Here is a 20,595-nt window from a genome sequence, read left to right as displayed (position 1 = left end):
GCCCGTGCATTTGTTGTCTATGAGTGATTGAAAGAAGTGTAGCTATGGCCTCACGCCTGCCGTTCGGCCAGCGGGCGCGAGCGGAGCGCCCCTGCGCCCGTTACCAGCGCCTGGTACTGCTCGGCCAGCATAGCTCCCAGCGTTTCTTTGAAAGGTTTCGCAAACGATTCACCATCAACTGATTCCACCCCCACTACTTCGGCGGCCGTGCCCGTCATGAAAGCGCCGGTAGCGCCCTGCAACTCGGCTGGCCGGAAGAATTTTTCGTGCACCGTGATGCCGGCTTCGCGGGCCAGATCAATGATGGTATTGCGGGTAATGCCGCGCAGAATGCTGCCTGCTGGCGCCGTAAACAGTTCGCCGTTCTTTTCGAAGAAAAAGTTAGCGCCCGGTCCTTCGGCCACGAAGCCGTTCATGTCGAGCAGCAAGGCCTCGTCGTAGCCACGGTTTTTGGCTTCGGTGCTGGCAATGATGGAGTTGACGTAGTGGCCCGCTACCTTGGCCTCGATGGGCACCGCCTTGGGGTTGGGGCGCTCGTAAGGCGAAACGGTCAGGCGCAGGCACTGGTCGCCGAGGTACTTGCCCCAGTCCCACACCGCAATGAGTAAGTTGCTGGTTGTGGGGCACTTAAGGCTCATGTTGGGCGTAGCAGCATACACCAAGGGCCGGATGTAGGCGTCGGTCAGGTTGTTTTTTTCGAGCAGCTCGTACGTGATTTCGGTCATTTCCTCAACCGAGTATGACAGTGGTAACCCAATCACCCGACACGAATACTGCAACCGCTCGAAGTGCTCTTGTGCTTTAAAAATCTGCGTGCCTTGTGGCGTATTGTAGGCGCGAATGCCTTCAAAAACTGCGTATCCGTAGTGCAGCGACTGGGCGTATACCCCGCACGTAGCCTGGTCGGCCTGCACAAATTCTCCGTCCAGAAAAGCGACTGTGTTACTCTTGAAATACATGGTGGAAAGCGTTAAAAGTCAGCAGAGTGCATCAAAAAGCCTTCCTGAGCGCGAGGCTTAGAAAGGCTGATTCTTGGGTAAGTAAGAAGCGATCCTTTCAGCCCGCGGGCAGAGGAGTAATGACTTTAATGACGAGCAGAATCGAGAGGATCATGGGCTGAGAAAAGGATTGCGGAAGCGCGGAGTATAGGCCGCCTAACGCTGCCTTTGAGGAGATCAGTAGGAAGGAAATCATGACCGCCGCAATAATCAACCTCCGCTTCCTGTTACCTTGCAGGCGGTGTGCCGAACAAGTTCAGAAGCATTTGGCGGTGTTATTCGGAGTGCCATGTGTGGCATTTTTGCCTGAATGCTTAGCACAAGTACAGCTTCAAGGCGCAGCTACAAAAACTTTTTTTTGGTTTGCCTACTATTTCTAATTGCGATTTCAGTGTTGATAAACTATTGATAATCAAACACTTAATAAGTATCAGAATACAATGCCCAACGAAAGCATTGATCCGGTTTTTCAGTTAATTAAATCGCTGACTCGCTCCGAAAAGCGGCATTTCCGGCTGTTTACCAACCGCCAGGGATCCAACGAGGGCCTAAAGTTTCTGCAGCTTTTCGATACGCTTGATCAAATGGAGCGCTACGACGAGGAGCGCATCTTGGTGCAGGTGCCCGCCATCAAAAAGGTGCAGTTGGCCAACCTAAAAGCCAACCTCTACCGGCAGATGCTCGCCAGCTTGCGCCTCTACCACGCCGGCCAAAACCTGGATATTCAACTGCACGAGCAGCTCGATTACGCCCGCGTGCTCTACAACCGTGGGCTTTACCAACAGAGCCTCAAGATGTTGGAGCGCGTGAAGGTAGCCGCCCAACAAGCCGAAATGCCGCACGTAGCGTTGTTGGCCCTCGACTTTGAGAAGCTGATCGAGTCGCAGTACATCACGCGCAGCCTGCGGGGCAAGGCGGATCTGCTGTCGGAAGAAGCCGTCGAAACGGTGGCGCACGTGGCGCAGGAGCACGCGCTTTCCAACTTGGCGCTGCGCATGTACGGGCTGTACTTGAAGATTGGCCACGCGCGCAACCAGCATGATTTTGACCGCATTACGGAGTTCTTCTTAACGGCACTCGACAAAATTGACCTGAGCAATCCGGGCTTTTACGAGAAGCTGTACTACTACCAGGCGCAGGTGTGGTATTCCACGATCACGCACAACTTCCGGGCGTGCTTCCGCTACGCGCAGAAATGGGTTGACCTGTTTGAGCAGCACCCAACTATGCGCGAGCAACAAACTATGCTCTACATCAAAGGCCTGCACAACCTGCTGATTTCGCTCTATAACATGCTGTATTACAGCAAGTTTATGGAAGTATTGAAGAAGCTGGAGGACTTTGCCGCCGATCCGGAGCGGCGCACCAATCCGAATACGGAAATGCTGCTTTTCCTTTACATCTACACCAACCGCATCAATTCCTACTTTCTGCGGGGGCGGTTTACGGAGGGGCTCACGATCATTCCGGCGCTGCTCGAAAACCTCGACCGCTTCCAGGTGCAACTCGACTCGCACCGGCGGCTGGTGTTTTACTACAAGATTGCGAGCCTCTACTTTGGCAGCGGCCACTACAACAAGGCCATCGAATACCTCACCAAAGTCATTCAGTACAAAGACGTGAGCCTACGCGAAGACATTCAGTGCTTTGCGCGCATCCTCAACCTGATTGCCCACTACGAAGCTGGTCGCGATGAGGTGCTGGAATACCAAATCAAGTCGGTGTACCGCTTTTTGGGCAAGATGAACGACCAGCAGCAGATGCAGGTCGCGATTTTTCAGTTTCTGCGCCGTGTCGGCGATATTGCCCCCGACCAGCTAAAAGAGGCCTTTGCGCAGCTCAAAGAAGAACTGATTCGCATTGCGGCCAACCCGTTTGAGCGGCGCCCCTTTCTCTACCTCGACATCATTTCGTGGCTCGAAAGCAAAATCGAAAACGTGTCGGTGCAGGAAATAATGCAGCGTAAGTTTCTGCAAATGAAGTAGATAGCAAAACAAGTTCCTGCGGAGCGAGACCTCCAACGGTGCATGTTGGCGCGGCGGCCCGCGGGAACTTTGGCAAGGCTTCTTAACAAGCTGAGCAAGGATTTTCGCCGTTTATTTGCGGTTCGCGGGTTTGTGGTTGCATCTTCAACGTCGCTTCTCCGCCCACTAGAGTCGGACCTGGCCAGAATATGCCAAAACGGAATCCGCAATAGCCCAAAACACAACCATTTGATTATCAAGCATATACAATGAAAGTAAGAAAGGCAGTGATTACCGCAGCAGCCCGTGGCGCGCGTTTGTATCCGGTGGCGGATACCATTCAGAAAGCCTTGCTTCCCGTAATCGACGTCGACGGCTTGCACAAGCCCGTGATTCAGATTGTGGCAGAAGAAGCCTTCAGCAGCGGCATCGAGGAACTGTGCGTGGTGTGCGCTCCAGGCGACGGCGAGCGCTACACAGCGGCCTTTACTTCGCTGCGCGATAACCTGTTGAAGTCCTACCAAGACATTGATTGGGCGAAAGAGGAAGCCGAAAAAATCGACCATCTCCTGAGCCGATTGCAGTTTGCGGAGCAGCGCGAGGCGCTTGGCTACGGCCACGCCGTGTATTGCGCCCGCGAGTTTGTAGGCGACGAGCCATTTCTGCTCCTGCTCGGCGATTACCTCTACGTTTCGGATTTGCCCGGGCAGCGTTGCGCGGCCCAGTTGCTCGCGCTCGCAGCGCAGGAAGAATGCGCGGTGTCGGCCGTCAACCCAACTATTGAGCACCAAATCGGCCGGTACGGCACGCTTACGGGCAAGCACTTGCCCAGCCAAGTAGGTATCTATCAGATAGATAAGATTATTGAGAAACCTTCGTTGAGCACCGCCGAGTTGGAGTTGCAAACGCCGGGCTTACGGGCCGGCTATTATCTGTGCTTTTTCGGCATGCATGTGCTAACACCCGCCATTTTCGGCATTCTACAGAAGCACTTGGCGCAAGGAGGCACGAACGTGTTGCTGACGCCGGCCTTGCAAGAGCTCGCCGAAACGGAAAAATACCTGGCCCTGGAAGTGAAAGGCAACCGCTACGACTTGAGCCGCAAACACGGCCTGTTGCGCGCCCAGATTGCCCTAGGCCTGGCCGGCGAGGCCCATGACGAAACCCTGACCACCATGGTCGAGCTGCTGGCCGAAGCCAACAACCGCAAAGCAAAATAACCGGATTTTCTCCTTGCCTCCCCTGCTTTGCTTCTGCTCGGCAGGTGCGGCCCCAACCCCGGAAACCCTATCTAATGAATGTTTTTGTAGAAACTATAGTCGCTACGGAGCCGGCCAAACGCAACCGCTCGTTTTACGAGCTCAGCCGCGGGCTGTCGGCGAAAGATCTGTTGCAGCACCTGCGCGAGCTTGATCAGTTTCGGAAGGCCACACCTAATCTGTACGATAAGGTTCGGGCGATTCTGTTTCTCTACGCCGGTTTTCGCTTCTTCCTGACTGAGTCGAAAGACGTGCCGGCCGTGGGCAAAATTCCGTACGCCGGTTTCGAGGATTTGCTGGCCCGACGCTTTGAGCACGCCATCAGCACGTTCTTGGGCGAGCTAGACGCGCACGGCCCCAACGCTACGTTGTTCAGCGCTTTGGCCGATAGCTACCACCATTTGTCGTTCCAAATTTTGGCCGACCAAGTGCGCAAAAGCGTGCGTTCCAGCAAGGGCAACCAGTGGATGTTCCGCGTGGGGCACCAGGAAGAACACCCCATTCGCATTCACCCGGCGCTGTTGCAGCGCACCGACAGCTCGCTCTTCTATCCCATTCTGCACGAGCACACCTCCGTGCGTATGGACCTGACGCACAGCGGCTGGTCGGATATTTTCTTCCTGGGCATGGATTATCCGGAAGGCGCCCGCGTGATCAATCTGTCGATTGATTTGGGCGTTTTCGGCCGCGACAAGGACATTCTGCCGCCGCTGCACGCCTACGTGCGCGTCATCCCAGACCCCGTGCTGCGCCTGACCAGCATCGACCTGAACACCACCAAGGACGTGCACGATTTGGCCGACCTGTTCAACTTCGGCAACGACTACCTGAGCTTGGTGAAAGCCGGCGTGATCGCTTCGGGCCTGATTCCGCCTTCCTTCGAAGGCACCAACCAGTCGTTGCCCGATATTTTGGCGCGCATCGTGGCACCGGGCATGGGCATTGAACTGGTTACCAAGGTCAACGACATTCCGAAGGGCTCGCGCTTTGCAGTTTCCACCAACCTGCTCGGCTCGATTATTAGCCTGCTGATGCGCGCCACCGGCCAGACCAAAAACTTGACCGGCGGCCTCGACGAAAGCGAGCGCCGATTAGTGGCGTCGCGCGCCATTCTGGGAGAATGGATCGGCGGCTCAGGCGGCGGCTGGCAGGATTCGGGCGGCGTGTGGCCGGGCATCAAAGCCATTCAGGGCACGTTTGCGCAGGAAGGCGATCCGGAGTTCAACATCAGCCGGGGCACGCTGCTGCCGCGTCACCGCGTGCTGGAAGGCGAAGAAGTGCACCCCGAAATCGGCGAGAAAATCATGAATTCGCTGGTGCTGATGCACGGGGGCATGGCGTCCAACGTCGGCCCCATTCTGGAGATGGTGACGGAAAAATACTTGCTCCGCGGCGAGCAGGAAACGCAGGCCCGGCAGCAAACCAACGAGATCTTCGACAACATCCTGGCGGCCATTAAAGATGGCGACGTTCAGAAGTTGGGCGCCAACACGGCCCGCAACTTCGCCGGCCCCATCAAAACCATAATCCCTTGGGCGTCAACGTATTTCACGGAGCAAATCATTGCCCGCGCCAAGAAGGAATTCGGCTCCGACTACTACGGTTTCCTGATGCTGGGCGGCATGTCGGGTGGCGGCATGGGCATGTTTGTGAACCCCGCGCGCTACGAGGAGTACAAGCTGCGGGTGCTGGAACTACTGCGCAGTACCAAGCAGGAACTATCTGATTCACTGCCCTTTGCCATGGAGCCGGTGGTATACAATTGGCGCATCAACCCGAAAGGCTCGTGGGGCACGCTGCACCAAGGCAATGAAGCGCTGATGCCAGAGCAGTATTACGCCATCCATGTGTCGCAATTGGTGAAGAAAGACCCAGAGACCATTTCTTACATCCGCCGGGCCGAAATTGACTTTTTCACCACGTATTGCGAGCAGAACAACCTGGCCTACCCGCTGCTGCGCACCATCGTCAGCAACCTGTTCAAGGTGTCGGACCCCACGGCACAGGGCAACCGCAGCGTCGAAAACGAGAAGGCCGACCGCATCAAGCGCGAAAATGGCTTCGACTACATTCAGCACGAAGACATCCGCGAGGAACTGCAAAAAGGTCGCATTGGCTTGTCGCGCAACCGCTTAGCCGCTGAAACTTCCATCGAAGACGTGCAGCCCACAGACATTACCCAACTATCTGACACACAAGAATATACTCAAGCTGGCGAAGCCGCAATTCGGGCCGGCAAAGTAGCCGTGATGAGCCTAGCCGCCGGCGTGGGCAGCCGTTGGACCAAAGGTGCGGGCGTGATCAAAGCGCTCAACCCGTTTGTGGAAATCAACGGCGTGCACCGCAGCTTTTTGGAGATTCATTTGGCCAAAACGCGGCGCGTGGCTGAGCACTACCAAACCGACATTCCGCACGTGGTAGCTACCAGCTACCTCACCCACGAGCCCATCCGTAAGCAGCTGGCGCACACCCGGAATTATGGTTACGGCGGCAAGGTTTTCCTGTCGGCAGGCCGCTCCATTGGGCAGCGTTTTGTGCCCACAGAGCGCGATTTGCGCTTTATGTGGGAAGAAATGCCGCAGGAAACGCTCGACGAAAACAAGCAGAAAGTCCGCGATGCCGTGCGCAGCAGCATGATCAACTGGGCCAAGGCGAAGGGCGAAGGCACCGACTACGTGGATAACATTGCCGCTCAGCGCTTTTCGCCGCTGGGGCACTGGTACGAGGTGTCCAATTTGCTGCGCAACGGTACGCTGGCTCAGCTCCTGCGCGAGCAGCCGCAGGTCGAAACCATCATGCTGCACAACATCGACACGCTGGGCGCGGATGTGCACGCGGCCGTGCTGGGCTACCATTTGGCTTCTGGCAATGCCCTAACTTTCGAAGTAGTGCCGCGCCGCATCGAAGACCGTGGTGGCGGATTGGCACGCGTCAATGGCCATGTTCGGCTGCTGGAAGGCCTCGCCCAGCCCCGCGAAGAAGACGAGTTGGCCCTAAGCTACTACAACTCCATGACCACCTGGATTCAGGTCGATCCGCTACTGAAGCTGTTTGGCCTGAGCCGCCAAGATGTGCAAAATGGCGACGAGGCACTGTTGGCCAAAGCCGTGCGCAGCGTGGCCCAGCGCATCCCCACGTACGTCACGATCAAAGATGTGAAATACCGCTGGGGCCACGGCCAGGAGGACATTTACCCCGTCGCGCAGATCGAAAAGCTGTGGAGCGATATGTCGGCCCTCCCCGACGTGAAATGCGGCTATGTGGTCGTGCCGCGCAGCCGCGGTCAGCAGATGAAGGATCCCGCCCAACTCGATTCGTGGGTAACGGATGGCAGCAAAGATTACGTCGTTTCGCTGGGCACTTTTGAATAATTTCTGCTCTAACATCTTGTAAAACAGCGTCCAAAAGCCTCGGTTTTTGGACGCTGTTTTGCTTTTCAAGCATTCCGATAGGATGAAATTGATGCTGTTTTTATAATAGCTGCGCTCATCGTTGCAACTTTTTTCAAAAATTTTCTTGCATCCTAAGCGATTATTTACCAACAAAACACCCACTGATCGCAAACGATTGATATTTAATTACAACATGTTGATTATCAATGTGTTATTTCATTTTATTTAATAGCTATTTTCTCGTGGATTCTTCACTGTAAAAGCCTTTTATGCTAAGCCCGAATCCTATACGCGTTTGTTTTTATCAAAAAGCTTAGTTTACATTTGCTGCATCAATTCTTTCTGATCAAAGAGTTGTTTTTATACAGAGGCGTGGAGAGACAGGCTCGACGAAGCGCCGGCAACCAACCGATACCCATCGGGAACGGTGCCAAGTCCTGATCATATAAAAACAAGTTACCGTGGCTACTGTCTCCAACCTCCGCGCCTACTTCGCCAACCTCGTTGCTGTACAGCATGGGTGTTGTTGCATGGCGCGCCCAGCCACCTGTATGGCTGCGGCTAGCATGGGTTGCTGAAGCGTAGTCCCCTTCTCTTTTCCCTTTCCTGCGGTTGCCTGATCAACGGTAACTCCCCCTCGCCGGCAGCCTTCCAGCACCGGGCTCTATCGTCACAGACATAGGCTACTCGGTTTGCGGCAGTCTGTGCGCCAGCCCCCTCTATTCTCTGCTTTTCCGTTCGGAAAAATCCTATTTCACTCCTCTCATGCAAGTAGCACTCGAAGGGCTGGTCGAAGACCTGCGCCACCGTTTGGCTGGGCAATCCGTGACGGACACGTTGGAGCTCATCGCCGACCATTTTCCTGATAAAGTCGCTTTCTCGACCTCCTTTGGCCTAGAAGACCAGATTCTTACCCACCTGATTTTCAGCCACAACCTGCCCATTCGGGTGTTTACGCTCGATACGGGCCGCAATTTCCAGGAGACCTATTCTACCTGGAACAAGACGCTATTGCGCTACCAAAAGCCCATTGAAGTATATGCGCCACAGCGCGAAAGCATCGAGCATTTGGTTCAGCAAAAAGGTCCCAATAGCTTCTACGAGAGCATCGAAGCCCGCAAAGAGTGCTGCCACATCCGCAAAGTCGAGCCGCTGGGCCGCGCCTTGGCCGGGCAGCGCGTGTGGCTGACCGGCATTCGGGCCGAGCAATCGCCGAACCGGCAAAACATGCACGCCGTGGAGTGGGATGCCGGGCACCAGCTCATCAAAGTACACCCGCTGTTCGACTGGACCTGGGACGAAGCCTGGGAGTACGTGCGCGAACACAGCATCCCATTCAACCCGCTGCACCAGCAAGGCTTCGTCAGCATTGGGTGCGCGCCCTGCACCCGCGCCATCAAGCCGGGCGAGGATTTTCGGGCCGGCCGCTGGTGGTGGGAAGAACAGGCCGCCAAAGAGTGCGGCCTGCACAGCACCGCCGCCCACGAAGGCCGCGACCCAGTAGTCGAAAAACTGCTTGCTTAAGCACCTGCCACCGTTATCTCATTCGCCAAATCGGCCCCTACCTGGGCAGACCCATAGTACTGATTATGAGTACAATTCATCTCGACTACTTAGACCGCCTCGAAGCAGAAGCCATTCACATTCTGCGGGAAGTAGCCGGCCAATTTGAACGACCCGCTCTGCTGTTTTCGGGCGGCAAAGATTCGATTGCCTTAACTCGCTTGGCCGAAAAAGCCTTCCGGCCGGGCAAGTTTCCGTTCCCGCTGGTGCACATCGACACGGGTCATAACTTCCCTGAGGTGCTGGCTTTCCGCGATCAGCTGGCCGCGAGCCTGGGCGAAAAATTGATCGTTCGCAGCGTGGAAGACACCATTAAGCAGCGCGGCCTGCGCGAGCCCGGCGGCAAGTTTCCGAGCCGTAATCCCTTGCAAACCTACACGTTGCTCGACGTGATCGAAGAGTTTGAGTTTGACGCCTGCATCGGCGGGGCGCGCCGCGACGAAGAAAAAGCGCGGGCGAAAGAGCGCATTTTCAGCGTACGCGACGAGTTCGGTCAGTGGGACCCGCGCCGGCAACGCCCGGAGCTCTGGAACATCTACAACGGCCGCATCCAGAAGGGCGAAAACGTGCGCGTGTTCCCCATTTCCAACTGGACCGAGTTGGACGTGTGGAATTATATCCAGCGCGAAAAAATCGAGCTGCCCAACATCTATTTCGCACACGAGCGCACGTGCGTAGTGCTGCCCAGCGGCCAATTGCTGGGCCTTACCGAGCACCTGCGCCTCGACGACACCGACGAAATCGTGAGCCGCCGCGTGCGCTTCCGTACCGTGGGCGACTCGACCTGCACCGCCGCCGTGGAAAGCGAAGCCGACACCGTGGACGACATCATCCTGGATTTGCTGCAAGCCAAAGTGAGCGAGCGCGGCGCCACCCGCCTCGACGACACCATCTCGGAAACCGGCATGGAAGATCGCAAGCGCAACGGCTATTTCTAAGTAATTGATTATCAATTACTTAGAAATAAGATTAAAACTAATTCTCCCGACTAATTGCGCCCCGGCGCAGCCCCCATACTCCCATGGACTTACTCCGATTCATCACCTGCGGCAGCGTCGACGACGGCAAAAGCACCCTTATCGGCCGCCTGCTCTACGATAGCGATTCGGTGTCGCTGGACGTGCTGGCGACGTTGGAAAAACGCCAAACCAGCACCGGCAACGTGGATCTGGCGCTGCTCACCGACGGCCTGAAGGCCGAGCGCGAGCAGGGCATTACCATCGACGTAGCCCATAAATACTTCACCACGCCGCGCCGCAAATTCATCATTACCGACGCGCCGGGCCACGTGCAATATACCCGCAACATGGTCACGGGCGCCTCAAACGCCGACCTCGCCATCGTACTCGTCGATGCGCGTCAGGGCGTGGTGGAGCAGACGCGCCGGCATACGCTGGTGGCCGCGCTGCTCGGCATTCGGCACTTTGTGCTGGCCGTAAATAAAATGGACTTGGTCGGCCACGATGAGGCTGTGTTTCAACAGATTGTCGCCGATTACGCCGCCATTGCCGACCACCTCAAGCTGCCCCACATCGTGGCTATTCCGGTGAGCGCGCTGCACGGCGACAACATCGTGAAGCGGTCGCGCAAGCTGTCGTGGTACAAGGGGCCAAGCCTGCTGGAACACTTGGAAAGCGTGCCTTCTACGGCGGATGCCAACCCGCATGAGCCGCGTTTTCAGGTGCAATACGTGATCCGGCCGCAGACCGAAGAGCTGCACGATTACCGCGGCTACGCGGGCCGCATTCAGAGCGGCACGTACCGCAAAGGCGACCGCGTCAAGATCCTGCCTTCGGGCCTGGAATCAGTGATTGAGGCACTGGAAGTTAGCCAGCAGGAAGTAGAAGCGGCCGTGGCTCCGCAAGCCGTAGTGATTCGGCTGCGCGACGACGTAGACGTGAGCCGCGGCGACTCCATTGTAGTGGCCGATCACGCGCCTACTACCACTCGCAACCTCGAAGCGACGCTTTGCTGGATGGATGAGCGCCCACTCCAGCCCGGTCGCAAGCTGCTGGTCCAACATCATTCGGCCGTGGTAAAGGCTTCTGTATCAGCCATCCTGAGCAAAACTAACATTCAGACCTACGCCCATTCGGCCGCCGAATCGGCCCAGCTCAACGACATCGTGCGGGTGCAAATCAAGACGGCCGTGCCCATAGTGGCCGACTCTTACCACAACAACCGGACCGCCGGCGCCTTCATTCTGGTGGATGAACTCACCGGCGATACGCTCGCCGCCGGCCTAATCGAATCGTCATAATCACCTCATTCACAAGGTTCTACATTCTTTTTCATTATGCCTGCAAATCCGCACATCTTACCACGCCTCACGGTAGTCGGGGCTGGCCCCGGCGACCCAGAGCTGCTCACGCTCAAGGGCGCGCGCGCACTGGCCGAAGCCGACGTAGTGCTCTACGATGCGCTGGTTAGCGACGACCTGTTTGCCTTGGTGCGGCCGCAAGCGCTGCGGGTGTTTGTGGGCAAACGCCGGGGGTATCAGGCTTACTCTCAGGAAGAAACGAATGCGCTGATTGTGAAATACGCTCGGCAATACGGGCACGTCGTACGGCTGAAGGGCGGTGATCCATTTGTGTTTGGGCGGGGCCGCGAAGAGATGCTCTACGCTGAGCAACACGGCTTGGCTACGGCTTATGTTCCGGGTATCAGCAGCGCGGTAGCGGCGGCGGGCAGCGTAGGCATTCCGGTTACTCACCGGGGCTTAAGCGAAGGCTTTCAGGTGATTACGGCCATCACTGCCAACGGCGAACTTTCTACCGCTGTCGTGGAAGCCGCCCGCTCGCGCACGACCACCATCATTCTGATGGGTTTGAGCCGATTGCCCGAAATCACCCGCCTGTTTTGCCACTCCGGCAGCGCCCATGTGCCCGCCGCCGTGATTCAGAACGGCACGCTCCCCGACGCCCGCCTCGTGACGGGCACAGTAGCCACCCTCGCCGACAAAGCCGAAGCCGCCGGCGTGGGCGCTCCGGCCATCATCGTGATCGGCGAAGTAGTGGCTTTGGCCACCGCTACGCCCCTGTCGGCAGTGGAATTTGCCACGACAGCCATCCAATACGCAGAAGTAGCTTAGCACATAATCAATTGTCTATCAATTGGTTATAAAAACACTATCGTATGTCACTTTCGCAAGGCCCTACGCTCCCCATAGGCTTCGATGAAGCTACACTCCAGCAGTTTTCCGCCGGGCTGAACACTCAGCAGCTTTTGTGGTTGAGCGGCTATTTCTACGGTCGCTATGCTGCGGGCACGGGTGAAGTCGCTCCGCAGGCTGCTCCGACAACTGGCTCAGCCTCTGCTACTTCTGTTACTATTTTGTTTGGTTCGCAGACCGGCAACAGCCAGAAAGTAGCCAAGCTTGCGGCCGAAGCCGCGCGGAAGCGGGGCTTGCCGGTGGAGGTGAAAGACATGAATGAATACGCCCCGCGCGCGCTGGCCCAAGAACGGCTGCTGCTCGTGGTGGTGAGCACCCAAGGTGAAGGCGACCCGCCCATAGCGGCCGAGGAAGTGCGCACGTTCCTGCTGGGGAAGCGTGCCCCGCAACTGCCGGACCTGCGCTACTCGGTGCTGGCCCTAGGCGATAAAAGCTACCTGCAATTCTGCCAGACCGGCAAAGAATTTGACCAGCGCCTGGCCGAGCTTGGCGCCCAGCGCCTACTGGAGCGCGTCGACTGCGACGTGGACTACCACACGGCCGCCGAGCATTGGATTGAATCCGTGCTCGAAAAGATAGCCGGTGCCACAACCACCAGTTCACCAGCCACTTCCACTGCCAACGCGACCGTAAAAGCAGAGCCTGTTACGCCGGTGTATTCCCGCCAAAATCCGTGGGAAGCGCGCATTCTGGAAAGCATTCAGCTCAACGGCCGCGGCTCTTCGAAAGAAACCTATCACCTGGAGTTGGACCTGACTGGGTCGGCACTGCACTACGAACCTGGCGACGCGCTGGCCGTGCTGCCCACCAACGAAGACCCGTTGGTGGAAGAAGTACTGCGGGCGGCGCGCCTCAGCGACACGGCGCCGGTGCAGCTCGAAAATGAGGCCCTGCCCCTGGCCGCCGCTTTAGCCAGCCGACGCGAGCTCACTGTGCTCACCCGCGACGTGGTGGAACGCTACGCAACGCTGGCGCCCTATGCACAGCTTCAGGAGCTACTCGCTGATACTCAGCAGCTTCGCCCCTATCTCTACGGCCGCGACGTGGCCGACTTGCTGACCGATTTTCCGACTGATATCACGGCGCAGACGCTTGTCGAGACCCTGCGGCCGCTGCCGAGCCGTGCCTATTCCATCGCCTCCAGCCTGCTGGCGCACCCCGATGAAGTGCACCTCACGGTAGGCGCGTTGCGCTACGATGCCCACGGCCGCCGCAAGCACGGCGCCTGCTCGTCCTTCCTCGCCGACCGCGTGGGCCTCGACGACTCGGTGCGGGTGTTTGTGGAGCGCAACGAATACTTCAAGCTTCCGACTGATTCGGCCACCGACATTATCATGGTGGGAGCCGGCACGGGCGTGGCTCCGTTCCGAGCTTTCGTGGAGGAACGCGTGGAGTTGGGCGCTGCGGGTCGCAATTGGCTGCTGTTTGGCAACCCCAATTTTACCACCGACTTTCTGTACCAGGCAGAGTGGTTGCAACACCACAAGAAGGGTGCGTTGACCAAGCTGGATGTCGCTTTCTCCCGCGACCAGGCCGAAAAACGCTACGTGCAGCACGCCATCCTAGAAAACGCCCGCGATGTGTTTGGCTGGCTTGAAAACGGCGCGCATTTCTACGTCTGCGGCAACAAGGACCGCTTGGGCAGTGCCGTCCAACACGCCCTTACCGAAGTGGTGCAGCGCGAGGCCGGCCTCGATGCGGAAGGCGCCAGCGAATACCTACGGGCCCTGAAAAAGCAGCGTCGCTACCTCGAAGACGTGTATTAAGCCCCTTACAACCACCTGTCAATCATGACGTTATGTATTTCTCCGAGGCGATGTTGTAGCAGAAAATAGCTGCGCGCCTCGTACGGGCCATTACTGGCCTGGTGCGGCTCCCAAGCAGCTTCGCGTGAAGGCTCAGCTTTACGCCTCAACCGAACCGTCGTCTACCGGACGGTTTCTTCTCTGCAAACCCCTTAGAAATACAACTCCTTGGTAATGAAGCAGTATTACGCATCTTTTTGGTTGCTCCTACTCCTGCTGTTGGTTAGCGCAGTATCGGCAATGGCGCAAGACCCCATCATTGCCATCAGCGGTACCGTGCGGGAAAACGGCACCCAACAGGCGCTGCCAGGCGTGAGCATCAGCGTGAAAGGCAGCACGACCGGCACCCTGACCGATGGCAGCGGCAAGTTTGCCTTGAAAGCCCGCTTGCGCTTCCCGTTTACGCTGGTATTCAACATGTTGGGCTACGATGCCAAAGAACTGGAAATTTCCAGCGGGAGCCAGCCCATTGCCGTGGTGCTCGAATCGCGCGCCATCTGGACCAACGAAGTGGTCGTGTCGGCGTCGCGGGTGGAGGAAAGCCGGTTGAAGTCGCCGGTGGCGATTGAAAAGCTGGACATCCGGGCCATCAAAGAAACGCCAGCGCCGAGCTTCTACGACGCGCTGGAAAACGTGAAGGGCGTGCAGATGACGACGTCAAGTTTGACCTTTAAAGTGCCCAATACCAGGGGTTTCAACATTCCGAACAACTTTCGTTTCATGCAGCTCGTCGACGGCGTGGACATGCAGGCGGCCACGCTGGGCGTGCCGCTGGGCAACGCCATCGGGCCGACGGAACTCGACATTGCCAGCGTGGAAATCACGCCCGGCGCGGCCTCGGCGCTTTACGGCATGAACGCCATCAACGGCATGGCCAACCTGACTACCAAAAGTCCCTTCACGTACCAGGGCCTGAGCGTGTACCAGAAAGTCGGCGTCAACCACGTCGATGGCCGCGACCGCGACCCGAGCGCCCTGACCGAGTCGGCGGTGCGCTACGCCCAAGTGATTAAGAACAAATTCGCTTTCAAGCTGAATTTCAGCTATTTGCAAGGCACTGATTGGCTGTCGGATACCCAAACCGATCAGAACCCGCAAAACCTGAACTCGGCCAACCCCCGCTTTCCAGCGCTTTCCGGTGCCAATAACCCGGCCGCTGACCTGTGGAACCGCTACGGCGACGACCGCAGCGGCAACGTGCCGGTAGCCATTCAATACAACGGCAAAACCGAAACCTTCAATGTGCGCCGCACGGGCTATTATGAGCGCGATCTCATTTCGCCCACCGTGCGCAACCTGAAGTTCGATGGGGGCTTGTTCTACAAGCTCACCGACAAGCTGGAACTGTCCTACAGCTACCGCTACGGCCTGATGGACGGCATTTTTCAGCGCGGCAACAAGATTCAGCTCAAGGACGTGACCGTGCAAAACCACAAGCTGGAATTGCGCGGCACCGACTACTACATCCGCAGCTACGTGCTTGTCGAGAATACTGGTAAGTCTTACAACCTCAACCCGTTAGCGACCAACCTCGATCTCAACAACGGCTCGAATAGCGTGTGGGGCGGCAGGTTTCAGAAGGAATTGCAAACCCAAATCAACAGCGGCACCGACTTGGCCACCGCCATGCAGCGCGCCCGCGCCATCGCCGACCAAGGTCGCGCCGAACCGGGTACGGCCGCGTTCGAACAACTCAAAAACACCATCACCGGCATCAACAACTGGGACATTGCCGTGAACGTGCCCGGCGCACCGGTTACCGGCGGCGCGGCCCTGTGGCAGCGTAGCCGCACGTACCACACGGAGGGCCAGTGGAATCTGGGGCCGCGCGTGAAGTGGGCCGATGTGGTGCTGGGCGCCGATGCCCGCGTGTACGAGGTAATTCCGGATGGCAACAACTTCGTGGACTTCTCGAAGCCCCTCTCCGACCGTACCACACCCGGCGGCAACAATCAGTATTACAAGAAGTTCGGGGGATTTGCGCAGGCCACCAAGCTGTTCTTTGCCGACCGCCTCAAGCTGAATGCCTCCCTGCGCGTGGACTACAATCCGGAGTTCAACCCAAAAGTCAACCCGCGCGTGGCGGCCGTGTATACGCTGGCCGAGAAGCACAATTTCCGGGCTTCGTACCAGAACGGCTGGCGCTTCCCGGCCCTGTTTGAAGCGCTGTCATTCGTAAACAACGGCAGCGTGCGGCGCGTGGGTGGTCTGGCGCGCGTGAACGAAGGCTTGGGCTTTTTGGAGAACTCCTACACGCTCGTTTCGCTCGACAACTTCACGGCTGCCGTCAACAAAGACGTGGCCGCCGACCCAACCGGCACCACAGCAGAGAAACAAGCTCGCGCCGCCCTGAAAAACCGCGGGATCTTGCAGGTGGCCAACCTTCCCACGATGCAGCCCGAAAACATCAATGCCTTCGAAGTGGGCTACAAGAGCGTGCTTTTCGACAACCGAATTGTGCTGGATCTGGATGCGTATTACAACGAGTACACCGGCTTTCTGGGGCAGGTGGAAGTGGCCGTACCGAAGTCGGGCCCGGTTGGTTCGGATGCGTCGGTGCTCGACATGCTGGCCCGCGCGAAACAGGATCGGTACCGCGTGTACACCAACGCCCGCAACAAATACCGCAGCTACGGGTCGGCGCTGGGCGTGACGTATAATTTCTACCAGAAATACACCGTCTCGGGCAACACCAACTACAACAACATCGCCGCCAACAAAGCGCAGGACGTGTTCATCACCGGCTTCAATACCCCCAAATGGACAACCAACCTGAGCTTCGGCAACCGCGAAATCGTGCGCAACGTGGGTTTCAACGTGGTGTGGCGCTGGCAAGATGCTTTCTACTGGGAAAGCCAACTGGCCAACGGCCGAATCCCGGCTTACCAGACCGTTGACGCGCAGGTAAACGTGCGCGTTCCGAACCTGAAAACGACGATCAAAGTCGGTGGAACTAACTTATTGAATAAGAGATACATACAATACGCTGCTGGCCCAACCATTGGCGGTTTGTACTACGTGGCTCTAACGTTTGACAATACGGTCATCCGGTAGAACTACGGCTGGCATCACACGCAACCATTTGAATGCCAGCCACTTTCTTTCGCAACACCTCATCCCATGGCCGATACTCCTAAACTTTCCGAAGTCGAACACGTCAAGGACGCCAGCAACTACCTGCGCGGCACCCTGCGTGAGAGCGTGCAGAACCGCATCACGGGCGCGCTTAACCCCGACGACACCCACCTGATCAAGTTTCACGGCTCCTACCAGCAAACCGACCGCGACCTGGAAAGCGAGCGCAAGCGGCAGAAACTCGAGCCCCTCTACTCCTTCATGATTCGGGTGCGGGTGCCCGGCGGCGTGGCTTCCCCCTCGCAGTGGCAGCGCATGGACGAGCTTTCTAACACGTATGCCAACGGCACGCTCAAGCTCACCACGCGCCAGACGTTCCAGCTACACGGCGTGCTGAAGCGCAATTTGCCGCGCGCCATTCAGGGTTTCAACGACGTGCTGATGGACAGCATCGCAGGCTGCGGCGACGTCAACCGCAACGTGATGTGCTCAGTCAATCCGCACGAATCGCAGCTGCATCAGCAGGTGCAGGACGTGGCCACGCAGATCAGCGCCCATCTTACGCCCCGCACGTCGGCGTACTGGGAGCTGTGGCTCAACGGCGAGCAGCACTCTGCCAGCGCCCCCAACGAAGGCGAAGAAGACCACGAGCCGATCTACGGCAAAACGTACCTGCCCCGCAAATTCAAGATTGCGCTGGCCGTGCCGCCGCAAAACGACACCGACGTATTTGCAAACGATATCGGCCTGATTGCCATTGAGAAAAAAGGCAAACTGTTGGGGTTTAACATCGCCATCGGCGGCGGCATGGGCATGACGTTCGGTATGCCCGAAACGTATCCCCGCCTCGCCGACCTAGTTGGCTATGTATCATTAGATCAAGTAGTTGACGTGTGCGAAAAAGTCGTAACGATTCAGCGCGACTGGGGCAATCGGGAAAACCGCAAGTTCTCGCGCCTCAAATACACCCTCGACCGCGTGGGCCTCGATACTTTTCTGGCCGAACTACACCAGCGGCTGGGCTATGCGTTGGCCCCCGCCAAGCCCTATCAGTTCACCACGTCCGGCGATGCATTTGGCTGGTCGGGCGGCCAAAAGGGCAAAACCAACCTGACGCTATTTGTGGAAGGCGGCCGCGTGTACGACAAACCCGGTTGCGAACTGAAAACGGCCCTGCGCCACATTTCCGAATTTCATACCGGCGAATTCCGCCTGACCGGCAACCAAAACTTAACGCTGGCCAACATCGAGCCGGCGCATCGGGCTCTTATTCAGGATGTTCTGGAAGCGCACGGCGTCTGGGCCCAGACGCAGCAGCAAACTGCCTTGCGCTTTCACTCGCTGGCCTGCGTGGCCCTGAATACCTGTTCGCTGGCCTTTGCCGAAGCCGAGCGCTATCTGCCGCACCTACTCGACCGGATTGACACCTTAATTCAGGCCAACGGCCTGGCCGACGAGGGCATCCTGATTCGGATGACGGGCTGTCCGAATGGCTGCGCGCGGCCGTATTTAGGAGAGATCGGATTGGTGGGCCGAGCCATTGGGCGCTACAACTTGTACTTGGGGGCCGACCACGCCGGCGAGCGCCTCAATAAATTATACAAGGAAATGTTGGACGAAGAAGGTATTTTGCAGGAACTCGCGCCCCTATTGCAAGCTTACGCCCAGGAGCGCCAACCCAGTGAACGGTTTGGCGACTTTGTAGTGCGTCAAGGCTACGTGCACGCCACTACGCACGGCCAGAATTTTCATGCTTAATGCGTTAGCGATGAATTCGACCGCGGTTTCTGAAGCCAACTCGCACCCTGCGGGCCTCCCTATGCCTCCTTCGTCCCCTCCGCCCGAGCCTACAGGCAACCCGCTGTTTCCGGTGTTCCTGAAGCTGGAGCAATTTCGGGTGTTGCTGGTGGGTGGCGGTTTTGTAGGGCTGGAAAAGCTGAGCGCGATTCTGCGGAATAGCCCTGCTACGACTGTTACCGTCGTGAGTATCACGATGTTGCCAGAGCTGCAAGCCTTAGCCGCGCGGCACCCGCGCGTGCAGCTCCACAAGCGCCCCTACTCCGACGACGATCTGCCGGGCCACGATTTTATTTTCGTTGCCACCAACGACAAGGCGCTAAATCGGCACATCAAAGCCTCGGCCGCCGAGCTCCATCTGCTTACTAACGTGGCCGATACGCCTGCCGAATGCGATTTTTATCTCTCCTCGGTGGTGCAGAAAGGGGACTTGAAAGTGGCCATCTCCACCAACGGCAAGTCGCCAACCGTAGCCAAACGGCTGCGCGAAGTGCTGGAAGAGTCGTTGCCGGGCGAGTTAAATACCGTGTTGCAGCAAATGACCGTCATCCGCGGCCGTCTGAACGGCGATTTTGCCCAAAAAGTAAAGTCGCTGAACGCGGTTACGGCCGAGCTGGCCAACGGCCCTGCCTTCGAATCGCCGGCCACAACCTATTGGCGGCGGCTGGCGACGGGTTCGCTGCTGGCTTTTGCGGCGCTGCTCATTCTCAACATTGCCTCCTACTATGTTACGTGGCCGCAGGCCTACGCGGTATTGCGCAGCGGAGGCACCTTTTACGCCTTCGTGGCCATCGGTTTTCTGGCCCAACTCATCGACGGGCTGCTGGGCATGGGCTACGGGGTCGTGACGGCTATTAGCCTGATGTCCATGAACATACACCCCGCCGCCGTGAGCGCCAGCATTCATACGGCCGAGATGTTTGCCAGCGGCGCGTCGGGTTACAACCATTACAAATTCGGCAACGTCAACCGCCGCTTGTTCAAGGCCTTGCTCTTGCCAGGTATTGCAGGCGCAGTGGGTGGCGCTTTCTTGCTCTCGTATTTTGGCGAAACCTATGCCAATTGGGTAAAGCCTCTGCTGGCCGTGTATCTGTTGCTGTTGGGCGTACGCATCATCAGCCGCGCTTTTCGTCAGCAGGAAAGCAAACGCAAGATCAAACACGTGGGCTGGCTGGCCGCCGCGGGGGGCTTCCTTGATTCGTTTGGCGGCGGTGGCTGGGGGCCATTGGTCACGAGTACGCTTATTGCGAAGGGCCGCACCCCGCAGTATGTCATTGGTTCTGTGAGCCTTACCGAGTTCTTTGTAACCTTCGCCAGTGCCCTGACTTTCTTCTCGCTCATCGGCATCTCGCACTGGCAAATCGTGCTGGGCCTGATTGTAGGCGGCGTGGCGGCGGCACCATTTGCGGCTCGGTTGGCGGGCCGTCTGCCCATCCGCTGGATGTTTATCGGCGTGGGCCTGATGGTGATCCTGTGGAGCCTGTGGGCTTTGCGCAAACTGTTTGTATAACGACACGAGCCTGATAGGGGGCAGCTATATTGTTGAGCCCCTACTGGCTTATCTACAATA

The 20,595-nt window shown here is 57.7% G+C and carries 12 protein-coding genes and 1 riboswitch; of the genes, 11 read left to right on the top strand and 1 reads right to left on the bottom strand.

Going from position 1 to position 20,595, the window contains the following annotated elements; translation table 11 throughout:
- Nucleotides 1-50 precede the first annotated feature (50 nt).
- Nucleotides 51-959: a branched-chain amino acid transaminase gene (locus FHG12_RS17690; RefSeq protein WP_139516989.1), complete on the bottom strand. Its 909-nt coding sequence runs from the start codon at nt 957-959 to the stop codon at nt 51-53.
- A gap of 479 nt (nt 960-1,438) precedes the next feature.
- Between FHG12_RS17690 and FHG12_RS17685 the strand changes: the two genes are divergently transcribed.
- The 11 genes from FHG12_RS17685 (at nt 1,439) to FHG12_RS21360 (ending at nt 20,535) form a co-directional block, all read left to right on the top strand.
- Complete coding sequence (locus FHG12_RS17685) at nt 1,439-2,983, top strand: hypothetical protein (protein ID WP_139516988.1); 1,545 nt, start codon at nt 1,439-1,441, stop codon at nt 2,981-2,983.
- Nucleotides 2,984-3,231: 248 nt separating this feature from the next.
- The gene (locus FHG12_RS17680; protein WP_139516987.1) at nt 3,232-4,182 is read left to right on the top strand and encodes a UTP--glucose-1-phosphate uridylyltransferase; all 951 of its coding nucleotides are present in this window, start codon (nt 3,232-3,234) and stop codon (nt 4,180-4,182) included.
- A 74-nt stretch (nt 4,183-4,256) separates the two neighbouring features.
- Nucleotides 4,257-7,592: a UTP--glucose-1-phosphate uridylyltransferase gene (locus FHG12_RS17675; protein ID WP_139516986.1), complete on the top strand. Its 3,336-nt coding sequence runs from the start codon at nt 4,257-4,259 to the stop codon at nt 7,590-7,592.
- 378 nt (nt 7,593-7,970) lie between these two features.
- Nucleotides 7,971-8,065: riboswitch (SAM riboswitch) on the top strand.
- A 313-nt stretch (nt 8,066-8,378) separates the two neighbouring features.
- Entirely contained in the window at nt 8,379-9,137 is a 759-nt protein-coding gene (locus tag FHG12_RS17670) for a phosphoadenylyl-sulfate reductase (protein ID WP_139516985.1), read from the top strand.
- A 65-nt stretch (nt 9,138-9,202) separates the two neighbouring features.
- Nucleotides 9,203-10,114 carry a sulfate adenylyltransferase subunit CysD gene (gene cysD, locus FHG12_RS17665; protein WP_139516984.1) on the top strand — a complete coding sequence of 304 codons (912 nt, stop codon included), beginning with the start codon at nt 9,203-9,205 and terminating at the stop codon, nt 10,112-10,114.
- A gap of 83 nt (nt 10,115-10,197) precedes the next feature.
- A complete protein-coding gene (locus FHG12_RS17660; protein ID WP_139516983.1) occupies nt 10,198-11,436 on the top strand; it encodes a sulfate adenylyltransferase subunit 1 in 1,239 nt (412 codons plus the stop codon).
- 36 nt (nt 11,437-11,472) lie between these two features.
- Nucleotides 11,473-12,267 (top strand): uroporphyrinogen-III C-methyltransferase, encoded by a 795-nt coding sequence (gene cobA / locus FHG12_RS17655; protein WP_139516982.1) that lies wholly within the window; start codon nt 11,473-11,475, stop codon nt 12,265-12,267.
- A 44-nt stretch (nt 12,268-12,311) separates the two neighbouring features.
- Nucleotides 12,312-14,114 carry an assimilatory sulfite reductase (NADPH) flavoprotein subunit gene (locus FHG12_RS17650; RefSeq protein ID WP_139516981.1) on the top strand — a complete coding sequence of 601 codons (1,803 nt, stop codon included), beginning with the start codon at nt 12,312-12,314 and terminating at the stop codon, nt 14,112-14,114.
- 213 nt (nt 14,115-14,327) lie between these two features.
- Entirely contained in the window at nt 14,328-17,207 is a 2,880-nt protein-coding gene (locus FHG12_RS17645) for a TonB-dependent receptor (protein ID WP_139516980.1), read from the top strand.
- Nucleotides 17,208-17,273: 66 nt separating this feature from the next.
- Nucleotides 17,274-18,986 (top strand): NADPH-dependent assimilatory sulfite reductase hemoprotein subunit, encoded by a 1,713-nt coding sequence (locus FHG12_RS17640; protein WP_139516979.1) that lies wholly within the window; start codon nt 17,274-17,276, stop codon nt 18,984-18,986.
- Between the two features lie 61 nt (nt 18,987-19,047).
- The gene (locus FHG12_RS21360; protein ID WP_165699444.1) at nt 19,048-20,535 is read left to right on the top strand and encodes a TSUP family transporter; all 1,488 of its coding nucleotides are present in this window, start codon (nt 19,048-19,050) and stop codon (nt 20,533-20,535) included.
- The last annotated feature ends 60 nt before the right edge of the window (nt 20,536-20,595 follow it).

The sequence above is a fragment of the Hymenobacter jejuensis genome, from assembly GCF_006337165.1.
Classification (GTDB): Bacteria; Bacteroidota; Bacteroidia; order Cytophagales; family Hymenobacteraceae; genus Hymenobacter; species Hymenobacter jejuensis.
This window is presented reverse-complemented; position numbering and strand designations above follow the sequence as displayed.